This window comes from Kineococcus sp. TRM81007, from assembly GCF_022669155.1.
Taxonomy (GTDB): domain Bacteria; phylum Actinomycetota; class Actinomycetes; order Actinomycetales; family Kineococcaceae; genus Kineococcus.
In genome coordinates this window covers 99,329-114,157 of the sequence record NZ_JALBVB010000041.1, presented here as the reverse complement: position 1 = coordinate 114,157, position 14,829 = coordinate 99,329, and the positions used below count along the sequence as shown (strand labels likewise).

Below are 14,829 nucleotides of genomic sequence, written 5' to 3'. Positions count from 1 at the left end.
CGTCGACCGAGGAGGAGGGACGTCCATGTCCACCACCAGCGTGCCCGCCGGCACGACCGGCACCCCAGCGCCGGGCACCTCGCCCGAGACCGCCGAAGCGCTCGCCGCGATCAGCCCCGACGAGGTCGCCGCGCTCGACGCGTGGTGGCGCGCCTGCAACTACCTGACCGTCGGGCAGATCTACCTGGGCGCCAACCCGCTGCTGCGCGAGGACCTGAGCCCCGAGCACGTCAAGCCCCGTCTGCTGGGGCACTGGGGCACCAGCCCCGGGCTGTCCTTCGTCTACGCGCACCTGTCGCGGCTGATCCGCCGCACCGGGCAGTCCTCGCTGTTCCTCACCGGCCCCGGCCACGGCGGCCCGGCGCTGGTGGCGGCCGCCTATTTGGAGGGCACCTACACCGAGAAGTTCCCGCACGTCACGATGGACACCGAGGGGATGAGGCGGCTGTTCCGGCAGTTCTCCGCCCCCGGCGGCATCCCCAGCCACGTGTCCGTCACCACGCCCGGTTCCATCCACGAGGGCGGGGAGCTGGGCTACGTGCTGGTGCACGCCTTCGGCGCCGTCATGGACAACCCGGACCTGCTGGCGCTGGCCGTCGTCGGCGACGGCGAGGCCGAGACCGGCCCGCTGGAGGGCTCCTGGAAGGGCATCTCCTTCCTCGACCCCGCCCGCGACGGCGCGGTCCTGCCCGTGCTGCACCTGAACGGCGCGAAGATCTCCGGCCCGACCGTGCTGGCCCGCAAGGACCCCGCCGAGGTCCGCTCGCTGCTGGAGGGCCACGGCTACGAGGTCCTCGAGGTCGGCGGCGACGACCTGCCCGGCATGCACGAGCGGTTCGCCGGCACCCTGGCGCGCGCCTGGGGACGCATCCGCGAGATCCAGACCGCGGCCCGCACCGGCGAGCCCCCCGCCGACGCTCCGCGCCCGCGCTGGCCGCTCATCGTGCTGCGCACCCCGAAGGGGTGGACGGGGCCGGACCAGGTGGACGGCGTCCAGGTGCAGGGCACGTTCCGCTCGCACCAGGTGCCGCTGTCCGGGGTGCGTGACAACGCCGACCACCTGCGGCTGCTGGCCGGGTGGATGCGCTCCTACGGCCCCGACGACCTGTTCGACGCCTCCGGGGCGCCCGTGGAGCTGGTGCGGTCGGCGAACCCCGACGGGGACCTGCGGATGAGCGCCACCCCGCACGCCAACGGGGGCCTGCTCACGCAGGACCTGGACCTGCCGGACTTCCGCGACTACGCCGTGCAGGTGGACCGCCCGGCCGCGGGCCGCGCGGAGTCCACCCGGCGCCTGGGCGAGATGCTGCGCGACGTCTACGCCCGCAACCCCCGCACGTTCCGCCTGTTCTCCCCCGACGAGACGAACTCCAACCGCCTGGGCGCGGTGTTCGAGGTCTCCGACCGCGCCTTCGCCGAGCGCACGTACCCCGAGGACGTGTCGCTGAGCCGGTCCGGGCGCGTCATGGAGGTGCTCAGCGAGCACAACTGCCACGGCTGGCTGGAGGGGTACACCCTCACCGGCCGGCACGGGATGTTCGCCACCTACGAGGCGTTCGCGATGGTCAGCGCCTCGCAGACCGTCCAGCACGCCAAGTGGCTGGAGGAGGCCGGTGCCCTGCCGTGGCGCGCCGACGTCCCCAGCCTGAACGTCCTGCTGACGTCCACGGCGTGGCGCAACGACCACAACGGCTTCTCCCACCAGGGACCGGGCCTGCTGCAGGTGGCGATCACCCAGCGCCCGGAGGTCTCCCGGGTGTACCTGCCGCCGGACGCGAACTGCCTGCTGTCGGTCGCGGACCACTGCTTCCGCTCGCGGAACTACGTGAACCTGATCGTCATCGACAAGCAGCCGCAGCTCCAGTACCTGTCGATCGACGAGGCCGTCGAGCACTGCGCGCGCGGTGCCTCGGTGTGGGAGTGGGCGGGCAACGACGACGGCCGGGCCGACCCGGACGTCGTCCTCGGCTGCGCCGGGGACGTGGTGACGATGGAGACGGTCGCGGCCGCGCAGATCCTGCGCGACCGGCTGCCGCAGCTGCGCTTCCGCGTCGTCAACGTCGTGGACCTCATGTCGCTGCAACGGCCGAAGGACCACCCGCACGGCATGAGCGAGGTGCGGTTCCGGGAGCTGTTCACCGACACCGTGGACGTCGTGTTCGCCTTCCACGGGTTCCCCGGAGCGATCCACCAGGTCGTCCACGGCCGCCCCGACGCCGACCGCTTCCACGTGCGCGGCTTCATGGAGGAGGGGACCACCACCACCCCGTTCGACATGACGGTGCGCAACCGGGCGTCGCGGTACCACCTGGTGATGGACGCCCTGAACAACGCCCGCCGCCTGCCCCCGGGCGCCGGCGAGCTGATGGAGTACTGCCGGGCCCAGCTGGCCCGGCACCAGGAGTACGTCGTGGAGCACCTGGAGGACGTGCCCGAGGTGCGCGACTGGTCCCTGGGGGACTCCACGACGCTGGGCTGACCGGGCCCGCCGCGAGGGGCGGGGTAGCGTCACCGCCGTGCCGCACCCCGCTCCCCCCGTCGCACCCACCCGCGAGGACGTCGTGGTCGCCGCCGAGCGCACCGCCGGCCGTGTGCGGCGCACCCCGGTGATCGACGTGGCGCTGCCGGTGGGCGGGCGCGAGGTGCCCGTCACCGTGAAGCTGGAGCTGCTGCAGCACACGGGTTCCTTCAAACCGCGCGGGGCGTTCCACCGGATCCTCACCGCCCCGGAGCGTCCCGCCCTGGTGGTGGCGGCCTCCGGCGGCAACCACGGCCTCGCCGTCGCGCACGCCGCCCGGGCGCTGGGCATCGACGCCGAGGTGTTCGTGCCCGCCTCCGCCCCCGCCGTGAAGGTCGAGGGCATCCGTGCCCGCGGCGCGCGGGTGACCCTGGTGGGCGCCTCCTACGCGGAGGCCGCCGCCGCGAGCGCGGAGCGGGCGAGCGCCCCGGGCGCGCTGGCGGTGCACGCCTACGACGACCCGGCGGTGGTGGCCGGGCAGGGCACGGTGGCCCTGGAGCTGTCCGAGCAGGCCCCGGACCTGGACACCGTGCTCGTCGCCACCGGCGGCGGCGGGCTGATCGGCGGCATCGCCGCCTGGTACGGCACCGCCACCCGGGTGGTGAGCGTGGAGACGCGGGGGGCGCCGACGCTGCACGCCGCTCTGGCCGCGGGCCGTCCGGTGGACGTGGAGGTCGGCGGGCTCGCCGCGGACTCGCTGGGGGCGCGTCGCACCGGCGAGCACGGCTTCGCGAGCGCGGTGGCGGCCGGGGTGCGTGCCGTGCTGGTGAGCGACGAGGCGGTGCGCGCGGCCCGGCGGTGGCTGTGGCAGGAGCTGCGCGTGACCGCCGAGCCCGGTGGTGCGGTGGCCCTGGCGGCGCTGCTGGACGGTGCTCACGTGCCCGCCGACGGCGAGCGGGTGGGCGTGGTGGTGTGCGGGGGCAACGCGGACCCGCACGACCTGTCGCAGCCCCGCTGAGGCCGGGGCGGGCACGACGGCACCCCCGCGGGGCGGGGATAATGGCCGCACCGGGTGCTGCCCACCCGGGGAGGCGATCACGGGAGCGGTTGTGCGGCGCACGGTCATGCACGGCAAGATCCACCGGGCGACGGTCACGGAGGCCGATCTGCACTACGTCGGCTCGATCACCCTCGACGCCGACCTGTGCCGGGCCGCGGACCTCGTGGAGGGCGAGCGGGTCCAGGTCGTCGACGTCACCAACGGCGCGCGCCTGGAGACGTACGTCATCGTCGGCGAGGCCGGCGGTGGGGACGTGCGCATCAACGGGGCGGCTGCGCACCTGGTGCGCCCCGGCGACCTGGTGATCATCATCTCGTACGTGCAGCTCGACGAGGCGGAGCGCGCCGCGCACCGGCCGAACGTGGTGCACGTGGACGGGGCGAACCGGATCGTGGCGCTGGGCGCCGACCCGGCCGAGCCGGTGCCGGGCGCCGAGGACCAGGTTCCCTCGCGCTAGGCCCCCGGCCGGGCGGTGGGCCGGGTGGGCGGTCTCGGGCGGGGTGGGCCGGCGCACCGCCCCGGCGGGGGGATGATGGGGTGCCCGCGTCCCGACGAACCCGGAGGTGCTGCCATGGCCAGGCGTCGGAACCCCCTGTCGTCCCTGGGGCGCCGGGGGGCGGTGCCCTCCACCCGCAACCTCGCCGGTGACGGTGCGATCCCCACCGCGCCGCTGGGCCGCAGCAGCCTGGTGGACTCGGGGGTGTACGAGCGCGGCGAGCGGGTCGCCTCCCCCGCGACCCTCGGCGACACGTACCGGTGCCTGCACGAGGACGACGCGCGCATCGCCTGGATCGGCCTGTACCGCCCCTCCGGCACGGAGCTGGGGTCGCTGGCGCGCGAGTTCGACCTGCACGAGCTGGCCGTGGAGGACGCCATCGTGGCGCACCAGCGCCCGAAGCTGGAGCGCTACGGCAACACCCTGTTCGTGGTGCTGCGCGCGGCCCGCTACGACGACGCCGCCGAGGAGGTCGAGTTCGGCGAGCTGCACCTGTTCATCGGCCCCGACTTCGTCGTCACCGTCCGGCACGCCGAGTCCCCCGACCTGGCGCAGGTGCGCCGGCGCATGGAGCAGGACCCGGAGATGCTCGCCCTGGGCACCGAGGCCGTCCTGTACGCCATCCTCGACGCCGTCGTCGACGGCTACGCGCCCGTGCTGCGGGGCCTGGAGAACGACATCGACGAGATCGAGGTGCAGGTCTTCGACGGCGACCCGGCCGTGTCGCGGCGCATCTACGAGCTGTCCCGCGAGGTGACGAACTTCCAGCGGGCCGTCCTCCCCCTGACCGCGGTGCTGCAGGGCCTGACCGACGGCTTCGAGAAGTACCGGGTCGACGAGGAGCTGCAGCGCTACCTGCGTGACGTCGCCGACCACGTCACCGTCGCCGCCGAGCGCATCGAGAACTTCCGCAACCAGCTGCGCGACATCCTGACGGTGAACTCCACGCTGGTGGCGCAGCGGCAGAACGAGGAGATGCGGTCGCTGACGGAGGCGAGCTACGCGCAGAGCGAGGAGGTCAAGAAGATCTCCTCGTGGGCGGCGATCCTGTTCGCCCCCACGGTCGTGGCGGGCATCTACGGCATGAACTTCGAGCACATGCCGGAGCTGGACTGGACGTTCGGGTACCCGCTGGCGGTGACGCTGATGTTCGGCACGTGCTTCCTGCTGTACCACCTGTTCAAGCGGCGGGGCTGGTTGTGAGGGCAGCGGGCGGCGGTGTCCTCGTGCGCACCGGAGCGGCTGCCGGTTCCGCCCTGCTGATCGCTCTCACCGGGGCCTGCGGTGGCGCGCCGGCCACGCCGCCGTCCGGCGCGTCCGCGACCGCCGCACCGGCGAGCCCCGTCCCGACCGCGGAGGAGCACGTGACGATGGACCAGGACCCGTCCGGCTGGTGGCGTCCCGAACCGGGCACGCCCTGGCAGTGGCAGCTCTCCGGCGACCTGGACCTCACCGTCGACGTCCCCGTCTACGACGTCGACCACCAGGTCCCGCAGGAGGTCGTGGACCGCCTGCACGCCGACGGCCGCCGCGTGATCTGCTACCTCAGCGCCGGCACCGTGGAGGAGTACCGCGACGACGCGCACCGCTTCCCGGCCGAGGTGGTCGGGAAGGCCCTCGGCGACTGGCCCGACGAGCGCTGGCTCGACGTGCGCCGCATCGACGTGATCGGACCGGTGCTGCTGGACCGGCTGGACGCCTGCCGGGACGCGGATTTCGACGCCGTCGAACCCGACAACGTCGACGCGTGGGCGAACGACAGCGGGTTCGACCTGACCGCCGAGGACCAGTTGCGCTTCAACCGGTGGCTGGCCGCCGCCGCCCACGAGCGGGGCATGGGCGTGGCGCTGAAGAACGACCTCGGCCAGGTGGCGGACCTCGTCGGCGACTTCGACTTCGCCGTCAACGAGTCGTGCGCGCGCTACGACGAGTGCGACCTGCTGCAGCCGTTCGTGGACGCCGGCAAGGCGGTCCTGCACGTGGAGTACGGCCTCACCCCGGCGGGCTTCTGCGAGGTGGCGCACCGCCCCGGCTTCTCCTCCGTGCTCAAGGACAGGGACCTCACCGCGTACCGGCACGTGTGCGAGCACGCCTGAGCGCAGGTTCCGGCAGCGGGACGGAGCACGACGACGGCCCGCCCGGTGGGACCGGGCGGGCCGTCGTCGTGCTGGTGCTCAGCAGGCGTCCCAGCGCCACCGGCCGTCCTCGGCCACCCACCGCTCACCGGTGACGTCGCGGCCGGGGACGGCGCGGTCGTAGTCGACCTCCGCGGTGCCGCCGGCGGCGCGGACGGTGACCGTGCTGACGGCGGCGAACCCGCCCTCGGCCGCGGCGCGCAGCACCTCCGGGGCGACGAGCGCGCGGCAACGCCCGGACAGCAGGCGCTCGGCGGTGGTGACGTCCCCCGCCAGCAGGGCGTCTGAACGCAACCGCACGGCGACCTCCAGGTCGCCGGTGGCGCCCAGGGGAACCCCGCCGACGGCGGGCGGGCCCACGGGTGCCGCCCCCGGCACGGTGGTCGCCGTGCCGGTGCTCCCGGGCGCGTCCTGCCCGGGGACGGCCTGCCCCGCGGCCTCCGGCGCCGTGGACTCCGGCGCCGTGGACTCCGGCGCCGCGGACTCCGGCGCCGCGGGGGGCGTGGCCGTGACCGGTGCGCCGGCGTCCGTGGTGGCGGTGGGAGCCGGGGACGTCGTCGTGGCCGGTGCCGCGCCGGGCGCGCTCCCCCGGGAACCGCACCCGGCCGTCACCGCCACGGCCGCGACGAGCACGAGCGTGGCGGTGAGGCGGGTGAGCGGGTGGGTCACCAGGCGAAGACCGCGTTGGACGCTGCGGACGCCGGGCCCGTGCCCGCCGCGGTGACGGCCTGGACGGTGAAGCGGTGGAGGGAGCCGCGCGCCGGCAGTTCGACCCGGGCGCTGCGCGCCGTGGCCGGGTACACCGTCGGCAGCGTCGCGGTCGCGACCGGCCAGCCGAAGGGAGCCAGCCGGGTCGCGGTGATGCGGTAGCCGATGACGGGCTCGCCGCCGGTGGCCGGTGCGTCCCAGCGCACCGTCGCGGTGGCACCCGGGTCGAGCAGGCGGCCGGAGGTGGCGGCGCCGATGCGCGGCGCGCCCGGCAGCGACGGGACCGGCGCGGTCGGCGACGGGACCGGCGTGCTCGGCGACGGGACCGGCGTGCTCGGCGACGGGACCGGCGTGCTCGGCGACGGGACCGGCGCGGTCGGCGTGGTCGGCGACGGGACCGGCGCGGTCGGCGTGGTCGGCGACGGGACCGGCGCGGTCGGCGTGGTCGGCGACGGGACCGGCGCGGTCGGCGTGGTCGGCGACGGGACCGGCGCGGTCGGCGTGGTCGGCGACGGAACCGGCACGGTCGGCGACGGGACCGGCGCGGTCACGGGGACGCCGACGTAACCGCCGCGGTCGGTGGCGAGCGTGGCGACGACCGTGTCGGTGGTGGGCGCGCTCACCCAGGCAGAGCGCTGCCCGCCGTGGTCCTCGAGCGCCAGGGTGGAGCGCGCGTCGCCCGGCAGGGTCAGCGGCACGGTGGTCCCGGCGGGGCCGCTGACGTGCACGCCCTCGTCGTCGACGTAGGCGGTCACGTCCGCGCTCGCCTCCCGCCACGCGGAGGACCGGGCCAGCTGGCGGGCCTGGCCGGTGAGGCTCAGGGTGACCAGGGGCGCGTCGGCGGTGTGGGTGGCGCGGTACTCCTCCAGGACCCCCTCGACGACCGGGTAGACCAGGCCGTCCTCGGCGAGGTTGGACTGGTGCACGTAGAACGAGCGCGGGTCGTCGGCGAGGACGTAGCGCAGCGCGTTGCGGACCTCGAGGGGCTTCAGGTAGCCGTCGTAGGAGGCCTTCGCCTCGGCCGCGGTGCCGGCCGGCAGCGGGGTGATGCAGGTGCTGGTCGCGGGGTTGTCCTCGCAGATCCCGCTGCCGCCGTTCGAGCGGGAGGTGTAGTACCAGTTGTACTCGTCGATCTGGTCCTGGTACGTGCCGGCGTTGTAGTAGACGTTCATCGGGTGCCGGGGCACGGTGACGGCGGCGCCGACGGCCCGCTGGTCCTTCTCGCGGGACGCGTCGGACGCGATGGTCGTGACACCGGCCGCCTCCAGCGCCGGCGCGAGGAACGGGTTGTCCTGCGGCTGGTTCGGCAGGGTCCTCAGGCCGGAGTGCTCGCCGGTGACGAGCTCGCTGGCGTCGAAACCGGGCAGGGCGTTGGTCCGGGCCCAGTCGATGTTGTCCCGGAGCTGCCCGGTGATGAACTCCTGCGAGGCCCACTGGACGCCCCCGTCCTCCTGACCGGGGATCTCCGCGTCCTGGCGGGGCGTCTCGTCGGCACCGGTGGCGCAGTGCCAGGGCTGCCCCACGACGGTGGGGGCGATCTGGATGCAGCCGAGGTAGGGGTGGGAGAAGGTGTGGTTCACCCACGTGAACTCACCCTTGCGCGCCATGAACGCATCGGTGAGGGCGTCCGTGCCGTCGCCTTCCGCCTTCGCGGCCTCGCTGCCACCGCCGTTGAACACCATCGTCAGGCCGAAGGAGTTCTCCTGCTGCCAGGCGGAGAGGCGCTGCACGTCCGCGGCGGTCATGCGGATGTCGGTGGTGGCGGTGGCGGGGTCGACGCAGTCGTCACCGGGGGTGCAGTTCCCGGTGACGCTCCAGCGGCCGTCGGGCAGGAAGACGTCGTCGACCTGCACGTCGAAGTAGGCGCGGTGGTGGCCGAGGTGGACGCCTCGGGTCATCCAGGAGACGACTCCGTGCGCGACGGTGTTGAACCACTGCATGGAGTCGTTGTAGGCGGCGGAGACCATGAGCTGCTCGCGCCCACCGGACTCGTACTCCCAGGCGACGGCCCCGGAGACGCCACCGGTCGTGGCGGTGAGCAGCGGGGTGACGCGGTCACCGGCCGGCAGGGCCGGGTCGGCCGCGGCGAGGTACCCGTACACCTCCTGCACACCGGTGTCGAAGTCGTCGATCGGGAACGCGCCCGACAGCTCCGAGAAGCCGTCCGCCCTGCCGGCGTCGGTCACGGTTCCGGCGGCGCCGTCGAGGAACCCGGCGCTGAGGGCGAGCGCTCCGGTTCCCGTGCCGGGGTAGACGTACGCGTTCACCTGGCGGATGCCGTAGCGGGCCTCGTACGCGGCCAGCGCCTCCTGCTCGTCCTCCCCCAGCCCCGCGGGGTCCGCGCTGGGCAGCACGACCGCCTGGTAGCGGGCGGCGCCGGTGGTCGCGTCGACGAGGAACGGGGAACCGATCGCGGCGCGCGATCCGTCCCGGAGGTCCACCGAGGTGTACGGGACGCCTTCACGGTCCAGCTGCGTCGTGAGGGCGTTCACCGAGACGCTCCCGTCGGTGACGACGAGGACCCGGAGGTCGACGCGCGTCCCGGTGGCGGCCTGCGCGGGCAGCGCCGCCGCCGAGGGCAGGATCGCGGTGGTGGTGAGCGCCGCCGCCAGCAGGCGGGCGGCGTTCCGGGAGCGTCGTGAGCTGCGGTGCCTGTTCGGCATCGGGTCCTCCGGGTCGTCTGGGGGTGCGCCGGGAACGTAAGCGGTCGGACGAGCCGGTTCCGGTTCCGAGGCCCCCGCGCACCCGTGCGACGGCTGTGAATCACCCGATCCCCCGGGGCGATGACGAGGGAGTCAGCACACCTCACGCTGCGCGTTCACCCGCGGATCCGCCCGGTCGTGCAGGTGGGTGAACGGCACGGCTGGTCGTCCCACCGGGACCGGGACCCGGTTACGGTCGGGGGACACGGAGGCGGGTGGCGCGGTGGCGCCGATCGAGGAGGACGACGATGGCGGGTCACCGTTGGAAGCGCGGTGGCGCGACGGACCGCGAGGAGGAGAGGGAACTGCGCGCCGAGGTCGAGCGCCTGACCCAGGAGGTCATGCGCCTGCGCCTGGAGCGGCAGCGTCCCGTGGGCATCGGCAGCATCGCCGAGCAGCTCGCCGGGTTGTGCGCGGACACGGCCGGGAACCCCACCGCGAGCGCCCGCGGGAACACCGGGACCGACGAGCTCGAGGCGCAGGACCAGGCGCACCACGTGCTGGCCCAGGCGGAGTCGATGCGGCGGTCGCTGCTCGACGTGCTCGACCAGCTCGTCGTCGCCGCCTCGCAGATGCAGCGGCAACTGGTGGCGGGCGGTTCCCCCATGGAGATCGACCGGCGCGTCCTGGAGCGCCGCCGGGGCACGGACCGGGCGCCCGGCACCGCCGAACCGCACGAGGCTGAACCGCACGACGCCGAACCGCACGAGGCTGAACCGCACGAGGCCGGGGCGTCCGCGCCGCGACCGCGCACCGGCGCGGCCCCCGTCGCCGACGGCGCCAGGCGGTGAACGCCGCCCGCACCGGGACGTCCACGGGCGTGGTGGTCCTGCTGGTGGCGGGTGACACCGCCCCCGCCGACGACCCCGTGACTCGTTTCTGGGTGGACGTGCTGGAACGGACCGGCTGCCCGCACGAGGTGCACCGGCCCACCGCGGCGCGGCCGCTGCTCGACACCGACCTGGTGGCCGCCGACGGCACCGGCCGGTTCGGCGCGATCGTGCGGACCACCACCACCGCCGCGGGGGTGGAGCCGGCCAGCGCCGCCGCGCTGTCCCGGTACCGGGACCGGTACGGGGTGCGGCTGCTGCGCGCCTACGAGTTCCCGGACGCGGCGTCGGGCCTGCGCGACGTGTCCGGTGGCTCGGCCGACGGGCTGACCGCCCGGGTGACCGCCGCGGGTGCGGCGGTGTTCGGGTACCTGGGCGGGGAGGTGCCGGTGGCCGGGGGCTGCTGGGCCTACCTGGGCCGGGCGGTGGCCGGCGGCCCGTTCACCCCGCTGCTGGTCACGACCGGCGGCGCTCCCCTGGCCGGGGTCGTCGACGCCGGGGACGGGCTGGAGGACCTGCTGGTCCTGGTGAACACGGCCGAGGACTCCCTGCACGGCGCCCTGCTGGCGCGCGGGCTGCTCGCCTGGGTCACCCGCGGCGCGCACCTGGGCGCGGTGCGGCACGCGCTCTCGTGCCACGTCGACGACGTGTTCCTGCCGAACTGGTCGGTGCCGGGTGTGCGGGTGGGCGAGACCGCGCCCACGGTGCGGATGGTCCCCGCCGACGTGGACGCCGTCGTGGCGTGGCAGGAGGCCACCGGGTTCACGCTGGACCTGGCCCACAACGCCGCCGGGGCGTCCGGCGACGACCCGCTCACGGCGGCCCTGCTGGTGGCGGCCGGTGCGTTCCGGTGGCTGAACCACACCTGGGACCACCGCGACCTGGACGCCGTGGACGCCGACGAGCTGCGCGCGCAGGTCGAGCGCAACCGGCGGTGGGCGGACGAGGCGGGCGTTCCGGCGAGCCCGACCGCACTGGTGACCGGCGCCCACTCGGGCCTGCGCAACCCGGCGCTGCCGGGGGTGCTGGCCGCCGCGGGCATCACCGCCCTGGCCTCGGACGCCTCGCGCGGGCCGGGCCCGGGGTCGCTGGGGCCCGCGACGCTCGTACCGCGGCACCCCACGGAGGTCACCACGCACGTCAGCACGTGGCCGCAGCTGCTGGCCGACCAGGAGCGCCTGCACGGTGCACCGGCCCCGTCGCGGGAGGAGTTCCTGGACCGGCAGGGGGACGTGGTGCTGGGGCGGGTCCTGGCCGGCGACCCGCGGCCGCTGTTCGCCCACCAGTCGAACCTGACCGGTGACCGGGTGCTGCTGGACCTGCTGCAGCAAGTGCTGGACCGGTGGGCGCGGTTGCTGGCACCGTGCGCGCCGCTGGACGGCCCGTCGATGGACGAGGTGGCCCGCGAGCTGGGCCGGCGCCGGCGCTGGCGCGAGGCGCTGGACGCGGGGGCGGTGCGCGCCCGGACGGACGGCGCGGAACTCCTCCTCGCCGCCGACGTCGACGTGGAGTTCCCGGTGACCCTGCCGGCCGGTGCCGGCGCCGGTGACGCGTACGCGGGTGCGCGGTGCGGCTGGCTGGCCGTCGAGGCGGGACGTGAGCTCGCCGTGCCGCTGGGTGCGGCGTGAACGGCGCGGCCCCCGTGGACGGCGCGGCCGGTCCCCGGGTGACGCTGTTCACCGAGGGCACGTACCCGTTCGTGGTGGGCGGGGTGAGCACCTGGTGCGACCTGCTGGTGCGGGGCCTGCCGCACGTGGACTGGTCGGTCTTCGCGCTGACCGGCGCGGACCTGCAGGAACCCGTCTTCGAGTTCCCGGGCAACGCCCGCCTGGCCGGGCACCTGCAGCTGTGGGGCCCGCGGGAACCGCGGCGCACCGGCCCGCGCCCGCGCGGACGGCGCCGTCGCCGCACGACGCTGGCGGCGGAACTGGTGCAGGGCCTGCTGGGCTGGTCGGCGGACCCGCTGGGAACCGTGCCGGCGCTGGTGTGGTGCCGGCGCAACCCGGACCTGGTGCTGCCGACGTTCCGCGCCGAGGAGACGTGGCAGCGCTACGTGGACGCGCTGGCGTCGGTGCTGGAGGAGGAGCACCCGGAGGTGGTGGGCGCCGCTCCGTTCGACCTGGACCGGGCGGTGGAGACCTACCAGACGATCTCGTGGGTGGCGCGGACCGCGGCCGAGCCGACCCCTGCGGCCGACGTGTCCCTGGTGACCGCGGCCGGGTGGTCGGCGGTGCCCGCGGCCGTGGACAAGGCGCTGCACGACCGGCCGGTGGTGCTCTCCGAGCACGGCGTGTACGTGCGGGAGAACTACCTGACAGCGGTGCGCTCGGGCGCCGACGCCGCGGCCCGGTTCGTGCCCACGCGCCTGGCGCGGGGGCTGACCCGTCTCGCGTACGCCGTCTCGGACGTCGTCACCCCGGTGGCGGCCGCGAACGCCGCCTGGGAGGAGGGCCTGGGGGTGCGGCCGGGGCGGATCCTCGTCATCCCCAACGGGGTGCCCGCGCCGGGCGAACCCGCGCCGGCACCGCGAACCCGCACGGTGGTGAGCGTGGGCCGGCTGGACCCGCTGAAGGACGTGCCGACGATGCTGCGGGTCGCCGCGGCGGTGCGCCGCCGCGTGCCGGACGCGAGGTTCCTGCACTACGGGCCGGTGCCGCGCGGTCAGGAGGGGTACGCGCAGGCGTGCTCCGACCTGTGCACCGCGCTCGGCCTGGGCGAGGGTTTCCGGTTCATGGGCCCGACGAAGGACCCCACGGGGGTCGTCCGCGACGCCGACGTGGTGCTGATGACGAGCATCTCCGAGGGTTTCCCGATGGCGGTCCTGGAGGCGCTGTCGCAGGCGCGGCCGGTGGTCACCACGCTGGTGGGCGGGGTGCTCGACGCGATGCGCGGCGCGGGCGTGACGGCGCCGCCCGGCGACGTGCACGGGCTGGCGGACGCGGTGAGCGCTCTGCTGCTGGACCCGCCGTTCGCGGAGCTGCTGGGCCGGCGCGGGCACGCCCGGGTGACGCGGCTGTTCGGGCAGGAGCGCTGCCTGGACGGGTACGCGGCGGTGCTGGGTGCGCTGAGCGCGCAGGTGCGCGAGACGCCGGTCACGACGGGGAGGGGGGTGCGGTGAGGATCACCGAGGGGCAGGCGGCGGCGCGCGTGCGCGCCGCGCTGGGCAGGGAACCGCAGGACGCGCTGGAGTCCGCGGTGGTCCTGGAGGCGTGGGGCGGGCTGGTGCCGAGGGCCGCGGTCCCGCTGGCGCGCCGCAGCACCGCGGCCTCCGCCGCCCCGCCGCCCGCGGAGGCGCCCGCGGTGCGGCGGCCGCGCGAGGTGACGCCGAGCGACCCGCGCGAACTGCTGGGGCTCGTCGCGGCCCTGCTGGCGACGACCGCGTGGGTGGGCCCGCTGGCGGCGGAGTTCGGCACCGGCGTCACCGAGCAGGCGTGGAAGCTGGCGCTGCCGGTGAGCTTCGGGCTGCAGTGGCTGCTGCGGCGGCGCTGGCTGACGGACGCCGACGGCCTGGGGCGGCTGCGCGCCGAGCGCGGCCCGGCCCTCGCGGTGGGCCTGCTCTCGGCGCTGGTCCCGGTGGCGGTCCTGCTGGCCCCGCAGCAGGCGCTGGTCGCCGCGCTGGTGGCCGCGCTCGTCGTCACCTGGGTCGGCAGCCTCGTGGTCGTGGTGCGCGGCTGGGGCGTGCCGTACGCGCTGGCGCTGGTGCTCGCCTCGCTCGCTGTGCGCGCCGGCGTGCCGGTGCGGGTGGACGTGCTCGCGGTGGTGCTGCTGACGCAGGGGGCGGTCGCGGCGGCGGTGCTCACGACGGCCCCCTCGCCGCGGCCGCCGACCCCGTGGGGCCGGTCCCTGCCGGCGGCGGCCGTGGGCGCCGGGACGGCGCTGCTGGTGGTGCTGGACCCCTCGGTGGGCTGGACGAGCACGGCGACGTTCCCCGTGGTGGCGCTCGTGCCCTCGCTGCTGGGCAGCATCTGGGCGAACCGGCACCTGGACCGGGTGTGGACGGTGCTGCTGGACGTGCTCGCCTCCACCCGGTTGCGCGAGCAGGCCCGCTCCCGCGCGGCCGGGGTCTTCGGCGGGATCGTCGCCGGTGCCTTCGCGCGGCTGCTGCTGCTGACGACCGCGGCCTCGCTGGCGCTGGGGGCCGTGCTGCGGACCGCGGGGGCCGCCCCGTCCGCGCTGACGGCGCTGCTGCTGGGGCTGGGCTGCTTCGGCGTCGTGGGTTTCCTGGCCGGCGTGCTGGAGGCGTACTCGCGGCTGGCCGCCGCCGGGGCGGTGGTGGCGGCCGCCCTGACCGCGGAGGTGCTCACCGGCGCCGGGGTGCTGGGCGGGGCGGTGCCGCCGCTGGTGGCGGCGGCCGTGGTGGCGACCCTCACGGCGGTGCCCGCGGTCGTGCGCCTGGTGCACCGGCCCGCGCGGACGCTGGCCACGATGCTCTGACGCCGC

Annotated in this window: 11 protein-coding genes; 9 read left to right on the top strand and 2 right to left on the bottom strand. The window is 75.6% G+C overall.

The annotated features are described in order from the left end of the window. Positions 1–25: 25 nt before the first annotated feature. From MN205_RS06630 to MN205_RS06610, 5 genes are all read left to right on the top strand, one after another. Positions 26–2,479, top strand: coding sequence for a phosphoketolase (locus tag MN205_RS06630; RefSeq protein ID WP_242125525.1), 2,454 nt, complete (start codon positions 26–28; stop codon positions 2,477–2,479). 37 nt (positions 2,480–2,516) lie between these two features. Further along, positions 2,517–3,476, top strand: a complete 960-nt coding sequence (locus MN205_RS06625; protein ID WP_242125523.1) for a threonine/serine dehydratase — start codon at positions 2,517–2,519, stop codon at positions 3,474–3,476. A gap of 91 nt (positions 3,477–3,567) precedes the next feature. After that, on the top strand, positions 3,568–3,975 hold the full coding sequence (panD, locus tag MN205_RS06620; RefSeq protein ID WP_242125521.1) for an aspartate 1-decarboxylase: 408 nt from the start codon (positions 3,568–3,570) through the stop codon (positions 3,973–3,975). Positions 3,976–4,089: 114 nt separating this feature from the next. Beyond that, entirely contained in the window at positions 4,090–5,217 is a 1,128-nt protein-coding gene (locus MN205_RS06615) for a magnesium and cobalt transport protein CorA (protein WP_242125518.1), read from the top strand. Positions 5,218–5,384: 167 nt separating this feature from the next. Continuing rightward, entirely contained in the window at positions 5,385–6,110 is a 726-nt protein-coding gene (locus MN205_RS06610) for an endo alpha-1,4 polygalactosaminidase (protein WP_242125583.1), read from the top strand. 78 nt (positions 6,111–6,188) lie between these two features. Here MN205_RS06610 and MN205_RS06605 read toward each other — a convergent pair whose 3' ends face one another. Beyond that, positions 6,189–6,818 (bottom strand): hypothetical protein, encoded by a 630-nt coding sequence (locus MN205_RS06605; protein ID WP_242125516.1) that lies wholly within the window; start codon positions 6,816–6,818, stop codon positions 6,189–6,191. After that, the gene (locus tag MN205_RS06600; protein ID WP_242125514.1) at positions 6,815–9,520 is read right to left on the bottom strand and encodes a fibronectin type III domain-containing protein; all 2,706 of its coding nucleotides are present in this window, start codon (positions 9,518–9,520) and stop codon (positions 6,815–6,817) included. The genes MN205_RS06605 and MN205_RS06600 overlap by 4 nt, the downstream gene beginning before the upstream one ends. A gap of 287 nt (positions 9,521–9,807) precedes the next feature. On the opposite strand from MN205_RS06600, the gene MN205_RS06595 reads away from it, so the two are divergent. From MN205_RS06595 to MN205_RS06580, 4 genes are read left to right on the top strand one after another with little or no spacing between them, the layout of a single operon-like run. Next, on the top strand, positions 9,808–10,350 hold the full coding sequence (locus MN205_RS06595) for a hypothetical protein (RefSeq protein ID WP_242125513.1): 543 nt from the start codon (positions 9,808–9,810) through the stop codon (positions 10,348–10,350). Beyond that, positions 10,347–12,017 carry a hypothetical protein gene (locus MN205_RS06590; protein ID WP_242125511.1) on the top strand — a complete coding sequence of 557 codons (1,671 nt, stop codon included), beginning with the start codon at positions 10,347–10,349 and terminating at the stop codon, positions 12,015–12,017. Before MN205_RS06595 ends, MN205_RS06590 begins: the two co-directional genes overlap by 4 nt. Next, positions 12,014–13,507, top strand: coding sequence for a DUF3492 domain-containing protein (locus MN205_RS06585; protein ID WP_242125509.1), 1,494 nt, complete (start codon positions 12,014–12,016; stop codon positions 13,505–13,507). Before MN205_RS06590 ends, MN205_RS06585 begins: the two co-directional genes overlap by 4 nt. Beyond that, positions 13,504–14,823 (top strand): hypothetical protein, encoded by a 1,320-nt coding sequence (locus tag MN205_RS06580; RefSeq protein ID WP_242125506.1) that lies wholly within the window; start codon positions 13,504–13,506, stop codon positions 14,821–14,823. The genes MN205_RS06585 and MN205_RS06580 overlap by 4 nt, the downstream gene beginning before the upstream one ends. Positions 14,824–14,829: the final 6 nt, after the last annotated feature.